Origin of the sequence: Streptomyces sp. NPDC005017, from assembly GCF_042873115.1 — a bacterium.
Classification (GTDB): domain Bacteria; phylum Actinomycetota; class Actinomycetes; order Streptomycetales; family Streptomycetaceae; genus Streptomyces.
Window position 1 is genome coordinate 117908 of record NZ_JBIALD010000025.1, and the last position, 19573, is coordinate 137480.

Genomic DNA, 19573 nt, shown 5'->3' on the forward strand with positions numbered 1-19573 from the left:
CTCCCCGCTAGCCGCGGAACGTGAGTACGGTGGTGAAGTCACCCGACAGCGCGGTGCCGTCGGCGAAACCGGTGCCGATCAGCGTGGTGGCGGGTTCCTTGCGTCCGAAGCCGGGGGAGTACCAGCCCAGCGGCGGTTCGCTCTCGCCGCGGTGCGCACTCCAGGTCAGCTGTGCGGGCAGGTCGAGCGTCGCGGAGCGGTCCTCGCCGTCCCGGGTCCAGGTGAGCACCGCGCGCTCGCCCGTGAGGTCCGCGGTGATCGCCGGGCCGAGGTGGAACGCCAGCCGTACGGGCCTGCGCGGGCCGCGCACCTCGTCGACGACCTTCAACTCGCGGCTCCCGGCGGTCAGTTCCACCCGGCGGCGGTGCACGGAGGGCCGGTAGCCGTCGTGCTCGGCGCTCCAGCGGGCCACGCCCCCGCCGGACGGCTCCGCGGTCAGGACCCGGCTGCGGGCGTGCCGGGTCCACAGGAACGGGCCGCCGGAGACGGACTGGTCGGTGCCGTCCAGGCTCAGGGTGTTGTGGCCGAGGGTGGAGCGGAAGTACCGCCGCCACTCGGGCTGTCCGTGGTAGCAGTACGTCCCCGGGTCGGCGAGCACGTCGACGCCGTCGTGCCGGACCTCCACGGACAGCGCGTCGGCGTGCGCGTGCGCGGCGATGGACAGGAAGCCGTGCGGGCCGCCGTCGCAGCGGGCCCAGATCTCCTCCGGACCCCGCAGGACGGTCATGCCCGCGTCCGCGAAGTGCGCCGGACGGCTCGCCGGGCGGGACCCGGCGGCCGTGGTTGCGTTCACCGCGTTCGGGCGGACGAGCGCGGCCAGCAGGGGGGTGCGCACATCGGTGCCGGTCACCGCCGGCCACCACTCGAGCCGCCCGAACACGGCGTCCCCGGTGGCCAGCAGCGAGGCCCAGCGGTCCGTACCCTCTCCGTCCACGATCAGACCGTGGCCGTCGTCCGCGTCCCCCTGGCGCGGCGGCCGCAGCCGGTTGTCGACGACGGCCGCGAGCGCGTCGGTCATCCGCAGCAGTACCACCCGGACCGTCGCGGGGACCGGCACACCGGCCGCGTCCGCCTCCGCCACGGCGGCCAGGCCCAGCTCGAGGACCAGACCGTGGTACTCGGTGGCCAGTTCACGGTTGAGGCCCGAGCCGAAGGTGTTGGCCCGCAGGTTCCGCTCCAGCGACCGCAGCGCGTCGGCCCGCCAGCGCCCCGAGGAGGGGAACCAGGCGAACGCGCAGGCCGCGGCGAACTGCCCGGCGGCCTCGGCGACGACGTGGTTGTTCGCCGAGGACGCCCGGCTGGGGAAGGCGGCCAGCCAGCGCTGGTGGTGCCAGATCTGGTCGCGCGCCACCGCGTTCTCCTCGAACAGTGCGGCCGCGCCCGACCAGCCGTCGAGGAGTCGGCGGATCCACACCCAGGACAGCAGCCGGATGCCCAGCTCGATGCCGCTGGTCCAGTGCACCCCGCGCAGCGGCGGGTTGGCCGTCCACCAGGAGCGCAGATGCCCGGCCACCCGCTCGGCGTACCGCTCGTCCCCGGTGACCGCGTAGGCGGCGGCGAGCCGGGTGAGGTACTGATGCCGGGACGGCTCCCAGATCTGCTTGATGTCCCCGACGGTGTCCTCGTCGCGGTACGGCACGTCGAAGGCGTAGACCCGCGGTGCCCGGCGCCCGGTCTTCGGGTCGAGGAACCAGTCCGGGTCGGCCATGTCGTCGCGGCCCACCCCGAAGTACTCGGTGTGCCCCGCCATCAGCCGGTCCGCCTCGGCGACGAGGCGTTTGACGGCGTCCGGGGGTATCGCGGCGATCGTGCCCGGGGGCAGTACCGCGGTGAACCGGGCGCCGGACACGCTCGGGCTGTGCGGCGGCGCGGACCGCCACCGCCGTCTGCGCACCGCGTCGCCCACCCGGCCGCCGACCTCCCGCGGTCCCATCCGGGACAGCCGGCGGAGGTACCAGCCCGCGCTCATGGTCATCGAGCCCTCGCCAACGTCACCGGCGCGCCGGCCGCGAGGCCCGCCTGCACGGCGAGGGTGGCCGCCGTGGTGGCGGTCAGCGACTCCAGCGGCACCGGCATCGGCCCGCCGGTCCGCACCGCCCTGACGAACGCGGCGAGTTCGGCGGACTGGCCCTTGTCCCGGGCCTTGGGCAGCCGCGAACTGACCCACCGCTTACGGCTGTACACGGAGGCACGGACGAAGTCGTCGAGCCGCAGCACCTTGCCGTCCGCGGCCAGGTCCAGGGTCTCCTTGGGGAAGCCGGGCGCGCCGGTGGTGACATAGCTGATGGTGGCGGTGGAGCCGTCCGGGTAGCGCAGCACGACCTGGAGGTCCTCGTTGCCGGACGTGGCGACCGCGTACACCGAGTCCGGGTCGGCGTCGAGCAGCCAGCTCGCGGTGTCGATGAAGTGCCCGCCCTCGCCGGCGAACCGTGAGCCCTCGGTGCCCTGCTGGAGGTACCAGCTGCCGTGGGTGAGCCGGCCCGCGTTGACCAGGTAGCGCAGGCTCGCCGGGCCGGTCCTGGCGCCGAACTGTTTCTTGGCCTCCTGGAGCAGTGGCGCGAAGCGGCGGTTGAAGCCGACCTGGAGCCGGTCGTTGCCGGACTCCTCCACCGCCGCGAGGACGTCGGCGAGTTCGTCCCCGGTGAGTGCCAGGGGCTTCTCCACGAACACCGTCTTGCCGGCCAGCAGCGCCTTGCGGGTCAGTTCGGCGTGCGAGCTGTGCCGGGTGACGACGAACACCGCGTCCACGGCATCGTCGCCGAGCACGGCGTCGAGATCGGTGGTGGCCTGTGCGAAGCCGAACTTGCGCTGCGCGTTGGCCGCGGACAGGGCCGTGGTGGTGACGACGGTCGACAGCTCGACGCCGTCGCGCCGTGCCAGGTGCGGCAGCAGCATCGACGTGGCGTAGTTGCCCGCGCCGACGAAGGCGAGGCGCACCGGTTTCCCCGCGGCCCGGCCCGGGGCGGCCACCGGTCCGTTCGCCCTCACCGCGGGCACGGCCACCGCCGGGGCCTGCGGCGCGTCGGCCGTGTGCTCGGGGTAACGGAACAGCACGGCCACGGCCTTGAGGTCGCCGTCCTTCAGGCGCTGGTAGGTCTCCACCGCGTCGTCGAAGTCGGCGACGTGGGAGATCAGCGGCTCCACGTCGACGCGGCCGCGGGCGACGAGGTCGAGGAAGCACGCCAGGTTGCGGCGCTCGGTCCAGCGCACATAGCCGATCGGGTAGTCGCGTCCCTGGAGTTCGTACTCGGGGTCGTAGCGCCCGGGGCCGTAGCTGCGGGAGAACCGGACGTCGAGTTCCTTCTCGTAGTACGCGTTCCACGGCAGGTCCAGGCGGCACTTGCCGATGTCGACGACCCGGCCGCGGTCGCGGCAGAGCCGGGCGGCCAGCTCGACGGGCTGGTTGCTGCCGCCGCCGGCGGCCAGGTACACCTGGTCCACGCCGTGACCGTCGGTGAGTTCGGCGACGACGGCCTCCACGGCCGCGGAGGAGGGATCGCCGCAGGCCGCGGCGCCCAGGCGCTCGGCGAGCTCGCAGCGCGCCGGGTCGGGGTCGACCCCGACGACACGGACGCCCGAGGCCGTCAGCAGCTGCACCACCAGCTGCCCGATCAGCCCGAGGCCGATGACCAGCGCCACCTCGCCGAGCTGCGGCTCCCCCTGGCGGACGCCCTGCATCGCGATCGACCCGACGGTGCCGAAGGCGGCGTGCCGCGGCGCGAGACCGTCCGGCACCGGCGCGTAGAGGTTCTTCGGCACCCAGTTCAGCTCGGCGTGCAGCGCGTGCTCGTTGCCCGCGCAGGCCACCAGGTCGCCGGCCTTCACGTCGTCGATCCCGGCGCCGACCTGTTCTACGACCCCGCACAGCGAGTAGCCCAGCGGCGTGTAGGAGTCCAGCTTGCCCATCACCTTGCGGTAGGTGGCGGGCACCCCGTTGACGGCCACGCTCTGCATGACCTTGGCCACCTGGTCCGGGCGGGACCGCGCCTTGCCCAGCATCGACATGCCGGCCTCGGACACCTTCATCATCTCGGTCCCGGTGGAGATCAGCGAGAAGGCGCTGCGGACCAGCACCCCGCCCGGCTTGCAGCCCGGCACCGGCACGTCGAGCACCGCCAGCTCGCCGCTCTTGTAGTTCTGTACGACCTGCTTCACGAAGTCCTCTTGTCTCTACGCCTGCGAGGGGGAGTGCCGGCCGGACCCGGAGGTCGCGCCGCGATACCAGTACTCGAGGGTCAGCACGTGCCACAGATGCTTGGAGAAGTCCCGCTGCCCGGCGGCGTCCTCGGCGGCCATGCGCTCCAGGGCGTCCCGGCGCAGCAGCCCGGACCTGACGAGCTCGCCGTCGTGGATCACCTCGCGCACCAGCGGTGCCAGGTCCCGGCTCATCCAGGCGCGCAGCGGCGCGCTGAACAGGCCCTTGGGCCGGTACACGATCTCCCGGGGCAGGACCGAGGTCGCCGCCTCCTTCAGGACGGCCTTGCCCTGCCGTCCGACGATCTTGCGGTCGCCGGGCACCGCGAACGCCGCCCTGACCACCTCGACGTCCACGTACGGCACCCGCACCTCCGTCGACGCGGCCATGCTCGACCGGTCGGTGTAGGCGAGGTTGAGGCCCGGCAGGAACATCCGGGCGTCGCCGAGGCACATGCGGTTGACGAAGTCGTCGAGCTCGTTGTCCCGGTAGACGTCCGCGTGCTCGGTCAGCACGTCCTCGACCGTCCCGGCGAGGTCCGGATCGACCAGCGCGAGCAGCTCGTCCTGGTCGTACATGGTGTAACTGCGCCGGAACGCGGTCTCCTCCGGCAGATCGGCGAAGGAGAGGAACCGCTTCGCGAAGCGCACCGACCGGTACCCCCGGCGGGCCGAGGCGACGGGCAGCCGGTCCACGGCGGCCGACAGGCCGCGCCGCAGGGGCCGCGGGACACGCTGGTAGCGCAGCGCCAGCAGGTTGGCCAGGTGCTTGCGGTACCCGGCGAACAGCTCGTCGGCGCCCATCCCCGACAGCATCACCTTGACCCCGGCCTCCCGGGCGGCCGAGCAGATCAGGAACGTGTTGATCGCGGCGGGGTCACCGATCGGCTCGTCCAGGTGGTACGTCATCCGCGGCAGCAGCTCGAGCACGTTCGGGGCGATCTCGATCTCGTGCAGGTCGACGCCGAACCGCGCGGCCACCTGCCGGGCGTAGCGCAGGTCGTCGGGCATCGCCTCGAAGCGGGCGTCCTCGGCGCGGAACCCGATCGTGTAGGCGGAGATCCCGGGCCGCTCGCGGGCCGCCAGCGCCGTGAGGTAGCTGGAGTCCAGCCCGCCGGACAGGAAGGTCGCCACCGGGACGTCGGACAGCAGATGACGCCGGGTCGACTCCTCGACGACTGCGGCCAGATCAGGACGTTCACCGCTCAGTGCCCGCTCCCGGCCCTCGGCCGCGACCTCCTTCAGCTGCCAGTACGTGCCGCGCTCCACCCGGCCGTCGGGCCGGATCCGCAGCCAGCTGCCCGGCGGCAGCTTCTCCGCCTCACGGAACGCGCACCGCGAGTCCGGCACCCAGTAGTACAGCAGCGAGGCCACCAGCGCCGCGTGGTCCACCTCCAGCTTCCCGCCGGTCACCGAGGCGAGCGCCTTCAGCTCGGAGGCGAACACCAGGCCCTCGCCGCGCCGCAGCAGGAACAGCGGCTTGACGCCGAGCTGGTCACGGGCGAGCACCAGCTCACCGGTGCGCTCGTCGAAGACCCCGAACGCGAACATGCCGCGCAGCCGGGGCAGACAGTCCGTGCCCCAGCGCCGCCACGCCTCCAGCAGCACCTCCGTGTCGGACGTCCCGCGGAAGCGCACCCCCGCGGCCGACAGCTCGGCGCGCAGCTCGGGCGCGTTGTACAGCTCGCCGTTGTACGTCAGGACGAGTCCGTCCGAGACCATCGGCTGGGCGCCGGTCTCCGACAGGTCGATGATGGCCAGCCGGCGGTGCCCGAGATGCACCTCGCCGTCACCGGCGGCGTGACTGTAACGGCCCGACCCGTCCGGCCCGCGATGGGCGAGGGTGTCGGTGAGCCGGTCGGTCACCGCCTTTCCGTCCGGCCAGCGGTAAGTACCCGCGATGCCACACATGTCCTACCGCGCCTCCTGGTCGCTGTCCGGGACGGTCGCCGCACGCATCGGCCGCCGCTCCGCCCCCCGCCGGCCTTCCCCCACCGCCTGAACGGCGGGGGAGGTACCCCCGCCGTTCTGCCGGGCCGGCCGTTCGCTCTGGCCGCGCAGCGCGGTGTGCAGCCCGTCCCACAGCGTGCCGTCGGTGCGGTCACGCGGATCGGGGTCGATCAGCACCACACCGATCACCGCGATGCGCTGGTCCGCGAGCTGCCGCGCGACCGTGTGCAGCCAGGCGGCGCTGCCGTGCCCGGCCCGTACGACGAGCACGGTCCGGGTGCCGAGGTACTGCAGGTCGGTCCACGCCGTGCCGGGCGCCACCGAGCCGACGCCCAGACGGCGTTCCTGAGGCGGCACGGCCCCGGCACGCTCGCCGCCGACCACGGTCGGGTCCCCCGGCTTCGGGCGGCGCTTGGCGAGCTGGAGGCCGGGCAGGGCGTCGACCACCGTCACCGGCTCCTCCGCCGCCAGCGCCCTGGCGAGATCCAGGGCGATCACGGTCGTGCTGCGCGCGCTCCCCAGCTCCAGCAGCGACACCTGCTCCGCGGAGTTGCGCACGGTGCGGGCCAGGGACGCGGTGAGCCGTTCGCGGGCTGCACGGATCCGCCGACGCCGCAAGAGCCCGGCCCGGCGGGGGAGTTCGGCGATGACCGAGGCGCCGAGATTCGCCGCGACGTCCCGGCGCAGCACCGGACGGTCCGCCACGACCACACCGACCGCGGCCAGCGCGAGCCCGAGGACCAGCCCGAGCACGAGCCCGATCGCGGCGTTGGTGGCCGCGGTCCTGGGCAGCGAGTGACGCACCGCGCGCGGCGCGTCCACGATCTGGGTACCGGCGACGAGCTGGGGTGTGCCGATGCGCGCCTCCGCCGCACGCTGGCCGAAGTCGGTGATCCGCGCGGTGAGTTCGGCCCGGCGGGCGAAGAGCGACTCCATGTTCGCCGACTCCTGCGGCCCGCTCTCCGGCGACGCGTCCCCGATCTCCGCGTTGACCTCGGCGAGTTCCTCCCGCATCCGGTCACGCTGGACGAGCAGGCTCTTGGCCTCGGCGTCCGCGGCTTCCCGTATCCGCTTCACATGGTCCGCGACGAACGTGTCGGCCAGCGCCCCGGCGCGGGCCACCGCCTCCGCGTCGCTGTCACCGGTCACGGTGATCTGGAGCAGGTTGTTGGTCAGGCCGAGGCCCTCGTAGTCCCGCATGAAGTCCTCGGGCCTCTCCGGGGAGTCGAGGGACTTCAGGGCCGTGCCCGCGATCCGCGTGGTGTGCAGCAGCGCGACGTCGGTGCGGATCAGCGTCCCGGGGTCGTTGGGCTGGTCGGCCTGATGCGCCACCAGCAGCTTGGTCACCGCGGTCGGCGGCGGGGGCAGCAGCACCGCGACCGCCGCGCCGAGGACCAGCCCCAGCAGCGCCGCGGAGCACCACAGACGGCGCCTCCTGCGCACCGCCACCACCAGCGCCTGGAGGTCGAGCAGCGGAGCGGCGGCCCCCGACTGCGCCGTTGTACTCATCATCACGCTGAACCTCCCGACGCGTTGTCCCCGACCGCGAGCGCCGGCACGGCGGCGTCCCCGGCACGGACGCCGGACGACCGCGTCGCGGCGGCCAGGACCGGTCCGGCGAGGACGACGCCGACGATCTCGTGCCTGGCGTCCGCACACGCCTCGGTGATCCCCGCGAGCTCGGCCGCGGTCCAGTTGCCCGCGCTGAGCACGACCAGGACGCCCGACTCCGTATCACGGTCCGGCACCAGGGGCCGGGACAGCGAGACCCGCACCGTCCGCAGCAGCGGATCGCCCCCGGCCTCGGCCGCCAGCTGCGCCGCGGCCCGCCGGGCGGTCTCGTCGCCGTCCGGGACGACGACCAGCAGCCGCCGGGGCGAGGGCAGCCGGTCCCGCAGGCGGGCACACACCCGCCGGTAGCGGATCCGCCGTTCCGCCTCGTCACCGGACGTCGGCGGTGCCGGTACGTCCCACCGCGTGTCGACGCCCAGCAGCCGGCGCAGCCGCGCCCGCGCGCCACCGCTCTCCGGCCGCCCCGAGGCCCGTTCGGCGGGTACGTCGACGCTGCCCAGCGCCGCCGCGCCCAGCGCCGCGGCGATCTCCGGCTCGGTGCGCAGCCTGCGGCTCATCCGCGCGGCGGTGAGATGGCCGACGACGGCGACCAGGAGGAACAGCACCGCCCCGGCCACGATCAGCTGGATCCGCGTCGGCGGCGCCTCACCGGTCGGCGGGGCCGCCGGACCCATGACGACCATGTTGGCCTGGCCCGCGGCCGGGTCGGTCTCGTCCAGCTTGTTGATGGCCTCCTGCAGCGCGGTGCGCAGCTTCGCGAGCTCCGTGCGGGTCTGCACGCTCTCCACGGTCTGCCCCGTGCCGGCCGAGTCGGCCAGCTCGGTGATACGGCGGCTGGTCCGCACCACCATCTGCCGCAGCTCCTCGGGCCGCGCCGCCGCCTCGGGGTCGGTGTTCTCACCGGAGATCCGCGCGACGAAGGTGACGAACTGCCGGGCCACCTCGTCGGAGAGCTGCTGCGCGCCCTTCGGGGTGTCGGCCGTGCCCGAGATCTTGATGATGTTCCCGTCGGCGGCCTCGGCGCTCACCCGGTCGCTCAGTTCCCTGCCGTCGACCCCGGCCCAGTCGAGCGCGGCGGCCGCGCGGTCGACCACCACCGAACTGGTCGCGATCTCCGACTGGGTCAGCAGCTCGCGCTCCTCCCACGCGCCCGGCAGCAGGACCGAGGCCGAGGTCGTGTAGCGCGGCGGGAACAGCAACGAGGTGCCGTAGCCGACGAGCGCACCCACCAGAGCGAGGAGGGTGAGCAGCCGCCAGCGCCGACGGACGATCCGCCCGATCGTGGCCAGACGTATGGTGTCATCGCTCAACGGTGCGGCCTCCCCCCTGTGCGGTCGGTGTGCTCCGCCGACGCCGGGGCGTCGTCCCGGCGGGCGGCGGCGTAGGCGGCGAGAAGTGCCTGCTGGGAGTTGCGCCAGGACAGCGGCCCACTGATCCGCTCCTGGCCGATCTTGCCCATCAGGGCCCGCTTCTCCGGGTCGTCCAGCAGCAGCGCGATGTGCCTGGCGAACTCGGACTCGTCGTTGGCGGGCGCGTAGACGGCGGCGTCACCGGCGGAGACGCGTGCCTCGCGGAGGTCGAAGGAGACGATCGGCCGGCCCATCACCATGTATTCCAGGACCTTGTTCATCGTCGACACGTCGTTGAGCGGGTTGTGCGGGTCGGGGGAGAGGCACACGTCCGCGGTGGACAGGTAGCGCACCAGGTCGGCGTCCGGCACCCGCCCGGTGAACTGCACCTGGTCCGAGAGCCCCAGCCGCCGGGACAGCTCCACCATCGCGTCGAAGGTGTCACCGGCGCCGACGAACACCGCGTGCCAGTCGCTCCGTCCGACCTCGTCGCGTAGCTTCGCCAGGGCCCGCAGCGCGTAGTCGACGCCGTCCTGCGGACCCATCACGCCGAGGTAGCACAGCAGATGGGGCTTTCCGCGCTTCAGCTCCGGCTCGGCCGGCACGGGATGGAACCGGTCGACGTCCGGGGCGCTGCGCACCACGAACACGTCCTCCGGCCGCCGTCCGCCGCGGCGCACCGCGACGTCCCGGTAGCTCTCGTTCGTGGCGAGCACGATGTCCGCGGCCCGGTAGGTCCGCCGCTCCAGCGCGCACACGGCGCGGTAGAGCAGATCCTCGCCGCGGCCGAACCGCGAGAGATACAGCTCGGGCACCAGGTCGTGCTGGTCGAAGACGAACCGCGCGCCGCGCCGCTTCAGCCACAGCGCCGGCAGGAACAGCAGGTCGGGCGGGTTGCAGGCGTGGACCACGTCGACCGGGCCGACCTTGCGGGCCAGCCGCAGCGTGTGCCACAACGCCGAGCCGTACTCGCGCAGATAGCCGGCCGGCCCTCCGGTGGCCGCGCGCAACGGGTAGCGGTGGATGCGCACCCCGTCGATCTCCGCCTCCGCCTCCGTGTCCCGCTTGCCGCCCTGAGGACAGATGACGTCCACGGTCCAGCCGGCGTCGCGCAGCGTCGTGCACTCCTGCCACACCCGCCGGTCGAACGGCACCGACAGGTTCTCCACCAGGATCAGCGCGCGCCGGCCCGGCCGGCCGACGCCGCTCGTGTCACCAGGCAAGGCCCATGTACCCCGGTTTGGCCCGGCGCGCCGCGGCGTCGGGGAGGCGGACGAGGTCGACGATCACCGGGCCGCCGCCGTGCGGCAGCGCCGACAGCACGTCCGGGTCCCTGGTCCCGACCAGGCACACCTCGGCGTGCTCGAGGACCTCGTCGACGGAGTCCGCGAGCAGCTGCGCGAGGTGCGGCAGCCGGTTCTCGATGTACTCGCGGTTCGCGCCGAGCAGCCGGGACAGGCTCACATTGGCGTCGTAGATCTTCAGGTCGTACCCCTTGCCGAAGAGCCGCTCGGCCAGCTCGACCAGCGGGCTCTCGCGGAGGTCGTCCGTGCCGGGCTTGAAGGACAGCCCGAACAGCCCCACCCGCCGCTTACCGGCCCGCTCGACCAGCTCCACCGCACGTTGCAGATGGTCGGAGTTGGACGGCAGCACATGGGAGAGGATCGGCACCGAGACGTCGGCCCGCTGCGCCGCGTGGACCAGGCTGCGCAGGTCCTTGGGCAGGCAGGAGCCGCCGAAGGCGAAGCCGGGCCGCAGGTAGGCGGAGCTGATGTTCAGCTTGCGGTCGGCCAGGAACACGTCCATCACCTGGTGCGAGTCCACCCCGAGCGCCTGGCACACCGCGCCCAGCTCGTTCGCGAAGCCGATCTTGAGGCCGTGGAAGGCGTTGTCCGCGTACTTGATCGCCTCGGCCGTCGGGACCGGCACCCGGAACACCTCACCGGGCAGGCCCCCGTAGAGCGCCGCGACCACATCGCCGCTCGTCTCGTCGAGCTGGCCGATGACGGTCTTCGGCGGGTCGAAGAAGTCCCGCACGCTCGTGCCCTCACGCAGGAACTCCGGGTTGACCGCGACCCCGACGTCCACCCCGGCGGTGCCGCCGAGGGACTTCTCCAGGATCGGCACCAGCAGGTTCAGGCAGGTGCCCGGAAGCATGGTGCTGCGGAACACCACGGTGTGCCGGCCGCCCCGCTCGGCGAGCGCCGCGCCGATCTGCTCCGTGACCCGCTCCAAGTACGTGGTGCACAGGCTGCCGTTGGGCTCCGACGGTGTGCCCACGCAGATGAGCGACACCTCGCTGTCCATGATCGCCTCGCGGACGTCGCCGGTGGCGCGCAACGCCCCGCTCTCCACGACCTCGGCGATCAGCTCGCCTATTCGCTCCTCCACCACGGGGGCCTTGCCGTCGTTCACCAGGTCGACCTTCACCTGGTTCACATCCACGCCGACGACCTGGTGCCCCATGCTGGCCAGGCACGCGGCCGACACACAGCCCACGTAGCCGAGCCCGAGAACACTGACCCTCATGTCTCGCTCCTCCCCCCAGGCAGGCCCTTCCGGCCTGCGGTCCGCGCGCCGGCCGGACGACGACTTCCGCGCATCAGTAGGCCCCCTGCCCGTACAGCACCGCCCGCAGGGTCTTCCACAAGATCACCGTGTCCAGGGCGAGCGACCAGTCCTCCACGTACCGCAGGTCCAGCCGCACCGCCTCCTCCCACGAGAGGTCGCTGCGCCCGCTGATCTGCCACAGACCGGTCAGCCCGGGCTTCACCAGCAGCCGCCGCCGCATGTCCGGGCCGTACGCCGCGGACTCCTCCGGCAGCGGTGGCCGCGGACCGACGAGTGACATCGAACCGCTCAGCACGTTGAACAGCTGCGGCAGTTCGTCGATCGAGTACCGCCGCAGCACCGCCCCCACCCGCGTCACCCGCGGATCCCGGCGGAGCTTGAACAGCAGGCCGGCACCCTCGTTGCGGTCGGCCAGCGCGGCACGGGCCCGGTCGGCCCCGACGACCATCGTGCGGAACTTCAGGATGGTGAACTCGTGGCCGTCCTTGCCGACCCGTCTCTGGCGGTAGAACGCCCCGCCCCGGCTGTCCACCATCACGAGCAGCGCGACGAACACCATCAGCGGCGCGAACAGCAGCAGCAGGATCGCCGCGCCCAGCCGGTCGACGACCTCCTTGACCGCCCGGGGGCCGCCGGTGAAGGTCGGCATGCTGACCCGCAGCAACGGGATCCCGAGCACCGCGTCGACGTGCAGCCGCGGGCCGGCCACCTCCATCAGCACGGGGGCCACGACCATCTCGGCGTCACTGCCCTCGATGTTCCAGGCCAGCCGCCGCAGGCGGTCCGGCGACCAGTGCGGATCCGGTGTGACCGCGACGACGCGGTAGCCGTCGCGGCGTACGTGGTGGGCGACTTCCGTCAGCCGCCCGACGACCGGCACCCCGTCCAGCTCGTCACCGTCGAGCCCGGGACCGTGTGTCGTGCACACCGCGTCCACCCGCCAGCCGAGGTGCGGGAACTTCCGGGTCCGGGTGATCAGATCGTGCACGGTGGCCGGGCTCCCGGCGGCGAGCACCGGTCGCAGACACCGTCCTTCCTTGCGCTGCTTGTGCAGCCACAGACGCAGCAGATATCGCGTCGTCATGGTGACCAGCGCGATCGCGGGGATCGCGACGAAGATCCAGAGTTTGATGTTGCGCGAGGTCAGGGCGATTCCGCCGAGTGCCAATACGACGGTCGCCGAGAACAAGGAACGTCCGAGGCGGCGGAATTCCTCCGCGCCCTGGCCGAGAACAGCCGGTGCCCACGACTTGCTCACCGCGAGCGTCCCCAGCACCAGCAGCTCGGTGCCGAAAGCGAGAATTCCCCACTTCTCGTGCCAGTTGGCCGCGTCCCGGGCCCCGAAGAAATTGCCGATCGCCGCCACCACGAAAGCGGTGGCCACGGTGTCACTGGTGATCACGGTACGTCGGTACCGCTGCTCCCAGTCGTTCGCGGGATGGCTGATTGCCCCGTTCTCCAGACGCCCGCGCGCCGGTGGAAACGGACTGACTAGTCCCCCTTGCCGCACAGAACCCCCCAGGTCCCCAGTGGTTCGACGCACTCGTCTAACCCTGTAACGCCCCCCTCGGGGGCCCCCGCCCCCGCCGCACTGCTCCTCCCCTCGGGAGGCCCCCGCCTCCCGCACTGCATCGCGGCTGTACAAGAGATGACTGATCGTTGATCAACTCACCCTGGCGGCAGGAACACACTTGTCCCGCCGGCTCTCGAGTGCACGGGAACCCGTCGGAACCCCGGGCGCCCCCGCACCCAAGATCCCCGACCGAGCCCCCCAGAAATTGATCACCCCCACGTCTGGCGCCGGGGACGCGACTGCATGCTTTCCGCAGTGCCAGACCCGTAGATCATTATTGGTCGGTTCGTGTCCGAACAGCTGAAGCACGGTCAATCTAGACCATCGAAGCCGCTATGGAGAGGGGTGTGTGTGCATTTTGTGCTCAAGATTTAGAAGTGGCTCTACAACATCGGTTACTCCCTGTATGGCGAGATCGAGAAGGCCCGGCCTGCCGCCTCCACCTGCGCGAAGCCGCCGCGAGTCCCCATCCGCTCCGAGGACAGCAGCCGTTGCCCGGCCCACACCCGCACCGTCGACCAGACCAGCGTCGGATGCCCCATCGACATCGACTACGTCCGCGACGCCGCCGGGCGTTCAAGTCGATCATGAACGGGGTCAACGGCAAGGTCATCCCGGGCATCGCCGTCGAGAAGGCCCCCCTGCCGCCAGAGGTCTGGACCCCGTCCGCCGGCCCTTCGGTGACGGCCCTCTTGGTGGCCGCCCTCGGCGGACCGGCTCGGAACCGGAGCGCCCGGACCTGCGACGGTGTGGCCTGCGCCACACCCGTCGGGTGTCCGGCGGGTGAAGCGTGCGTCAAATCGACGGCTCCGAAAGGCGGTTGACGGTGACACCGAGTAGCCGTGCGGCCACGTGATCTCGTATTCGGAAGTCAACTCGGCTGCGCCGACGGTGGTTTCAAGCCTGTTCGACGGAGTGGACGACGAAGGCTCACGGTCCGGTGTGTACGTACGCCGCCCACAGCAGTGGATCGTGGTGCCGCTGCTTGATGTCGCGCACGGCCGACTGCAGCGCGGACGCGGCCCCCGCGGGCTCGGGCCGTCCGTCGCGGCACAGCTCCTTGTAGAAGTGCTCGGCGAGTTGCCCGGCGATGTCGTCGCGGACCATCCACCGGGTCGCCACCACGTGGGTGAATCCCGCCAGTTGGAGCGCTCCGGCCAGATGGACCGGTTCGTCCGGGAGGCTTTCCGTGCCGCGTGCGGTCTCACAGGCGCTGAGGAAGGCCAGTTCGGCGCGGCCCAGGCGCAGACGGCTGATGTCCGCCACGGTCAGCCGGCCCTCGTGGCAGTGCAGTCCGCCGCGGGCAGGATGGACGGGGTCATGGCCGGCATGGCCCGCGAAGTGCAGACAGGCATGGCGCGGCAGGGCTCTCCGCAAAGACCGCGGGGTGACCATCGGACCGGTGAGCAGGGTCCGTTCCCTGAGCCTGGTGACCAGGTTCAGGGCCTCCCTGCGAGCGGCCGGCAGCGGGCGCAGCTCCGGGACCTCCGCCTGCTCGACGACGAGGACGGCACCCGGGTCGTCGTACGACTGCCGTGTGCGGGCCGCGGCCAGGGAGCGCAGCGTCGTGGCGTACGAGCAGACGTAGTGGTCCGGCAGGGGGTCCACGGCGTGGACCGGAAGGAGGGTCAGCGGTCCGGTGGGGCACCACCACAGCCGGGAGACGGAGGGCGGCAGCTCGTCGAGAACAGGTTGCACCACCGTCTGCTGAAGCTCCCTCAGGGTCTCTTCGAGCGACTGGCCTGCCGCGTCGGAGGAGGCGGCGAGGTCCGTGAGCAGGGCCTCCGCCCGCTCCTTGACCCATGCCCACTCCAGGCCGGGCAGGGGGACGGTGCGAACGGTGTCGCGGGTGACGATCAGGGCGTCGCAGCGCAGGACACTCGTGTTGACGACGATCACCGCGCCGTCGGCCGCGGCCTCCTGGAGTTCCTCGAGAGTCGGCGGCTCGAGCAGGCTCTCCAGGCCGAGGAGACGGAAAGCTCGATCGGTCAACGCGTCCAGCTCGGCCGCGAGTTCCCGGCGGCGCCGGGGGGCGGCATCGGCGAGCGGGGAGTTTGGGGCGTGCAGGGCGGCGCGGATCCCCTCGATCCGTCGCGCGAGTTCGGCGTCGTACTCCGTCAGCGCCGTCAGGTCGAGGCGTGAGTCGATCGCCTGCGCCAGCAGTACGCCGCGGCCCTGCTCGAGCAGCTGCAGTGCGGTGTCGGGGCGGCCGAGGTGCAGCGCCGCCGCCGCGGCATCGGGCGCGATGCTGTCCCAGAGGGACAGAACGCTGACGCGGTCATCCAGCTCGAGACCGTGCCAGGCCATGGCGGGCAGGTGGGCGAAGGCCGCCCGGTATGCGGTCAGAGCCTCCGGCCAGTCCCCGAGCGCGGAGGCGCACGCCGCCCAGGAAGCGGCGGCGGAGAAGCGGTTCGTCGCGGGGACACCGGGTATGGCCGCGGCCTCCCGGTAGGCGGCCACCGCCTCGCGGAGGGCGGGCCGGCCGAGCTCGTCCGGTCCGGGGCCGAGTCGTGCCATGACGGAGTTCCCCAAGGGTTCGGACAGAGGGGACTCACCCGAGACCGGCTCGTGGCCGAGCTCGTGCAGGGCCTTGCAGACATGCGCGTCACCCAGGTGGCCCAGAGCACCCACCCGGCGCCAGTCGTCTTCCGGCAGCAGATTCAGCGCCTGCCGCGCCGCGTCGGCCGCCTCCTCCCGATCGGCGGCGTCGCCCGACACCAGGAATCTGGACAGCAGCGCACTGGCGAGGCTGGACAGATGCCTGCACCGGTCTGGATGGGGGCGCGGCACGGCGCCCACGGCCGTCCTGGCGTACCGGACGGCCTCGTCGGCGTCGCCCCGCCGCCCGGTGAGGCGCGCACGGAGCATCAGTACCGACGACAGGTTCGTCATGGCCCCGGCCCGCTTCACATGCCCCGCCGGAAACGCGTCCGTGGCGAGTCGGCCCGCGTCGACAGCCTCGTTCAGGTCGGTGGGCTCACCGGTCCTGCAGAACAGGTTGTTGAGCGCGAGACAGAGATTGGACCCCGCGTCCCCGCCGTCCGCGCCTCCTTCCGCCGCCTCGACGGCCCGGCGCAGGGCGTCGATCGCCTCCTCGAGGTCGTCGAGCGCGTGGGAGCGCTCGTACGTGCGGCGCAGATACATGCCCAGGTTGTTCCACGCCACAGAGCGTTCGTGAGCGGACCGCTGCGCTGTCTCGGCCGCGACGGCCTCCCGGCCTCTTCGGACGGCCTCCGCGAGGTCCTCCTCCGTCATCAGCCGGTCGTGTCGGACCGCCAGGGCCTTCGCAAGATGGATCAATACCCCCGCACGGTCCGGATGCCCCTCCGGCGTCGCGGCCAACGCCCCTCTGTTCAGCTCCACCGCGCGGTGGAGAGCCGCCAGGTCGCCGTGCCGGTCGGCCCGTTTGAGCAGCACCGTTGCGAGTGACGAGAGAGTCCTCGGATAACTGCTGTCCTGGGGCCCGGTCGCCTCCAGGGCCGCCTCGAAGCATCGGAGCGACTCGTCGAGCAGGGCGGGGGCGCCACCGCGTTCGTACGACAGGTCGAGGGCGCGGCCGAGGTTGAACAGGGCGGTCGGGCCGGTCCCCCGGCGCAGGACGCTGACGGCGCGCTCCAGGTACGAGGCGAGGCGGTGATCGTCCCCGGTGTGCCGTGCCCACAGGGCCCGCCTAAGCAGAAGTGAGCCCAACTCGGTCGCGTACGCGGCGTAGCGCGGGCTGTCACGGGGTACTTGGGCGAGATTCGCTTCCAGGACGGCGATCTTCTCGTCGGGACCATGGCCCTCGAGGCGGATTCGCAGGATGGTGCGGAGGATCTCCTGGATCTGTTCGTCCTCGCCCGGCTCGCACAGCCCGATGGCCTCGTGGCAGAGCCGGATGGCTTCGTCGAGGTCCTGCCCGGCCTGTGTCAGCCCGAAGCGTGTGTGCAGCGCGACGGCCAGTACCTGTAGTCGCTCGGCCCGCCACGGCCGGGGCGCTGCGTCGAGCGCCTGGCGCAGAACGCCGATCAGATCCTCCAGATCCCCGATCCCGTCGGAGAGTTCGGCCCGGGTCGCCAGGACCTGGGCGTGAGCGATCAGATAGCGGAAGAACGACGGGTCGGACCGGGACGTGAGCCGCAAGGCCTCCGCGGTGTGCTCCAGAGCGGCCCGGAGGTCGGCGGGATGTGCCCGCGCCGAGTATCGCGCGTGCAGGGTGAGACCCCGCTGCACCTGATGCAGCGATGCTCGCGGGTCCTTACGGACCGCATGGCCGAAGGCGTCGACGGCTTCGTCCAGATCGGCGGCCGCTTCGTTCGGGTCCCCGTGGCCGGCCGTGGCTCGCGCGAGGAGGGCCTGGCCCAGATGGAAATGGAACACCGCGGGACACGACGCGAAGGCCACCGCCTCCCTGCCGCAGGAGACGGCCTCGTCCAGAACCTCCGGCGACCGGTCGGGCAGCGCCACCAGCGCCCCGCCGAGACTCGCGTTGTACAGCCAGCGATTCGGATCACCGGGGTGCGCCGCGGCGACCGCGGCACGGCCGGCCTCTATCGCTTCGTCCAGGTCCTCGGCCGCGCGGCGCAGCGCGTACCGGTCCTGTAACGCGCCGCACAGATTGGACAGCACCGTCGGTCCGCCGGGATGCCCCTCTGGTACGAGGGCACCGCAGTCCCGCAGCGTGCTCACCGCCGCGTCCAAGGATTCGGGGTCCGACGTGGTGCTCCACCGCTCGAACGACGCCAACCCCCGGCCGCCCAGCACCGCGAGCTCCTCGACGTCCGGTGTCCGCATGGCGTCGACCCGGGCGCGCAAAGGTGGGGGCACCACGGTCCGGTCGAGCTGACCGAGCAGCGCGAACAGCTCGACGGCCAGAGCGAGTTCGCCCCGGCCTTCGGGATCGTGCTCGCCGAGAACCATGCCGCGCGCGTGGCGCAGGGACGCGACGATCAGCAGGAAGGGCCCGTCGACGACGTACCGTCCGCCCTCGCCGCGCATGGCGCAGGACCGGAGTCTCTCCGCCTGCGCCACGCTATCGGGCGCCATGACACCCGAGACGTCGCCGTTCTGGAAGGCGCGCACCCGGCGGGCGAGCCCGGCGGCCAGATGATGGAAGGGATGCCAGTCGGGGTCGGCGACGCCGGGGTGGGTCATGAGGCGATGATCGTGCAGTAGGCGTTGCTGTGAGGCCGATTGGGGGAAATTCCCCGGCATGTCCGGCGCCTCCGTTGCCGGAGACGTGCGCGGGCCGGGCCCTCGTCGGCGCCGCGCGCCGCACTACGGGGTGGGCGGCTGCGGGGTGTCCACGGCGCGGTTGTGTGTGGTCAGGCCGGTGAGGACCAGCGTGAGCCAGCGGGCGCGGTCGGCGGGGGACTGGTCGGTGGGGGCCGTGGAGAAGAGCAGGAAGATGTCGTTGACGGTGACGTCCTGGTGGATGTCCCCGTCGGCCTGTCCCGCCGCGATCAGGGCGGCGAGAGCGGCGGCGCCCCGCGCCTTGGCGTCCTTGTCGACCAGGTCGGCCCCGAGGGAGTGGGCGGCGGCCTTCACCGCGTGATTGGTGGCCGTCTCCTCGATGAGCCTGGCCAGCAGGCCGGTGACCTCCTCCAGCGCGCGCGATCCGGCCTCCTGGCGCGCCCGGGCCGCCTCGGCGGCCTCGGTGACGTGCGCGATGTGCTCGTTCACGACCGCCGTGACCAGGTCCTTCTTGGTGGGGAAGTGCCGGTACAGGGTGCCCACGGCCACGCCCGCCGTGGCGGCGATCTCGTCCATCCCGACGTCCGCTCCATGACGGGTGATCTGCTCGCGCGCCGCGTCGAGGATCTTCTTGCGGTTGCGGACGGCGTCGGCGCGCGGGGCCTGCGTCCGGGTCATGGGCGCTCCTCGGGGCGGAAAGGACTTGCGACAAGATGAACCGTGGTTCATGATGGTTCTTGAACCGAGGTTCATCTTACTCCTCGGGCAGAGCTCATCCCAGACCGGGACGCCTCTGAGCGGGGGTGCTCCCGTCGCGCGCCGCATCCGTGGGGACGGGGTCGGCGCGGCCCGCGGGCCCGGCGGCCGGCGCACGCCATGACGCCGCCGGGTCCCGCGAGGACCCGTCCGTCCTCCATCGACGCTGCACGCAATCCCGACGTCCCGAAGTGGGTACCTCCATGTCTGAAACAGCTTCCAAGGCCGCCTCCCCGGCCTCCCCCGCGCCCGATCCGGGTCGCTGGAAGGCTCTTGTCTTCATCGCTCTGGCGCAGTTGATGGTCGTGCTGGACGCGACGATCGTGAACATCGCGTTGCCGTCGGCCCAGCAGGATCTGGGGATCTCGGACGGGAACCGGCAGTGGGTGGTGACCGCGTACGCGCTGGCGTTCGGTGGTCTGCTGCTGTTCGGCGG

At 72.2% G+C, this 19573-nt stretch carries 11 protein-coding genes and 1 pseudogene; 1 reads left to right on the plus strand and 11 read right to left on the minus strand.

The window, feature by feature from the left end:
* Window positions 1-7: 7 nt before the first annotated feature.
* From ACFYR0_RS30195 to ACFYR0_RS30245, 11 genes are all read right to left on the minus strand, one after another.
* Window positions 8-1975 carry an alginate lyase family protein gene (locus ACFYR0_RS30195; RefSeq protein WP_389335006.1) on the minus strand — a complete coding sequence of 656 codons (1968 nt, stop codon included), beginning with the start codon at window positions 1973-1975 and terminating at the stop codon, window positions 8-10.
* Window positions 1972-4155 (minus strand): bi-domain-containing oxidoreductase, encoded by a 2184-nt coding sequence (locus ACFYR0_RS30200; protein WP_389335009.1) that lies wholly within the window; start codon window positions 4153-4155, stop codon window positions 1972-1974. The genes ACFYR0_RS30195 and ACFYR0_RS30200 overlap by 4 nt, the downstream gene beginning before the upstream one ends.
* A 15-nt stretch (window positions 4156-4170) precedes the next feature.
* Entirely contained in the window at window positions 4171-6105 is a 1935-nt protein-coding gene (asnB, locus tag ACFYR0_RS30205) for an asparagine synthase (glutamine-hydrolyzing) (protein ID WP_389335012.1), read from the minus strand.
* A 3-nt stretch (window positions 6106-6108) separates the two neighbouring features.
* Entirely contained in the window at window positions 6109-7656 is a 1548-nt protein-coding gene (locus ACFYR0_RS30210) for a Wzz/FepE/Etk N-terminal domain-containing protein (protein ID WP_389335015.1), read from the minus strand.
* Complete coding sequence (locus tag ACFYR0_RS30215; protein WP_389335018.1) at window positions 7656-9026, minus strand: Wzz/FepE/Etk N-terminal domain-containing protein; 1371 nt, start codon at window positions 9024-9026, stop codon at window positions 7656-7658. The genes ACFYR0_RS30210 and ACFYR0_RS30215 overlap by 1 nt, the downstream gene beginning before the upstream one ends.
* Window positions 9023-10288 carry a glycosyltransferase family 4 protein gene (locus ACFYR0_RS30220; protein WP_389335021.1) on the minus strand — a complete coding sequence of 422 codons (1266 nt, stop codon included), beginning with the start codon at window positions 10286-10288 and terminating at the stop codon, window positions 9023-9025. The genes ACFYR0_RS30215 and ACFYR0_RS30220 overlap by 4 nt, the downstream gene beginning before the upstream one ends.
* Window positions 10278-11594, minus strand: a complete 1317-nt coding sequence (locus tag ACFYR0_RS30225; protein ID WP_389335024.1) for a nucleotide sugar dehydrogenase — start codon at window positions 11592-11594, stop codon at window positions 10278-10280. The genes ACFYR0_RS30220 and ACFYR0_RS30225 overlap by 11 nt, the downstream gene beginning before the upstream one ends.
* 73 nt (window positions 11595-11667) lie before the next feature.
* Window positions 11668-13146: a sugar transferase gene (locus ACFYR0_RS30230; protein WP_389335028.1), complete on the minus strand. Its 1479-nt coding sequence runs from the start codon at window positions 13144-13146 to the stop codon at window positions 11668-11670.
* Between the two features lie 458 nt (window positions 13147-13604).
* Window positions 13605-13751: a hypothetical protein gene (locus ACFYR0_RS30235; RefSeq protein ID WP_389335031.1), complete on the minus strand. Its 147-nt coding sequence runs from the start codon at window positions 13749-13751 to the stop codon at window positions 13605-13607.
* Window positions 13752-14139: 388 nt separating this feature from the next.
* A complete protein-coding gene (locus ACFYR0_RS30240) occupies window positions 14140-18342 on the minus strand; it encodes a CHAT domain-containing protein (protein WP_389335034.1) in 4203 nt (1400 codons plus the stop codon).
* Between the two features lie 123 nt (window positions 18343-18465).
* Entirely contained in the window at window positions 18466-19059 is a 594-nt protein-coding gene (locus ACFYR0_RS30245; protein WP_389335037.1) for a TetR/AcrR family transcriptional regulator, read from the minus strand.
* Between the two features lie 281 nt (window positions 19060-19340).
* Between ACFYR0_RS30245 and ACFYR0_RS30250 the strand changes: the two are divergent.
* A pseudogene (locus tag ACFYR0_RS30250) lies at window positions 19341-19573 on the plus strand (MFS transporter); the annotation flags it as partial.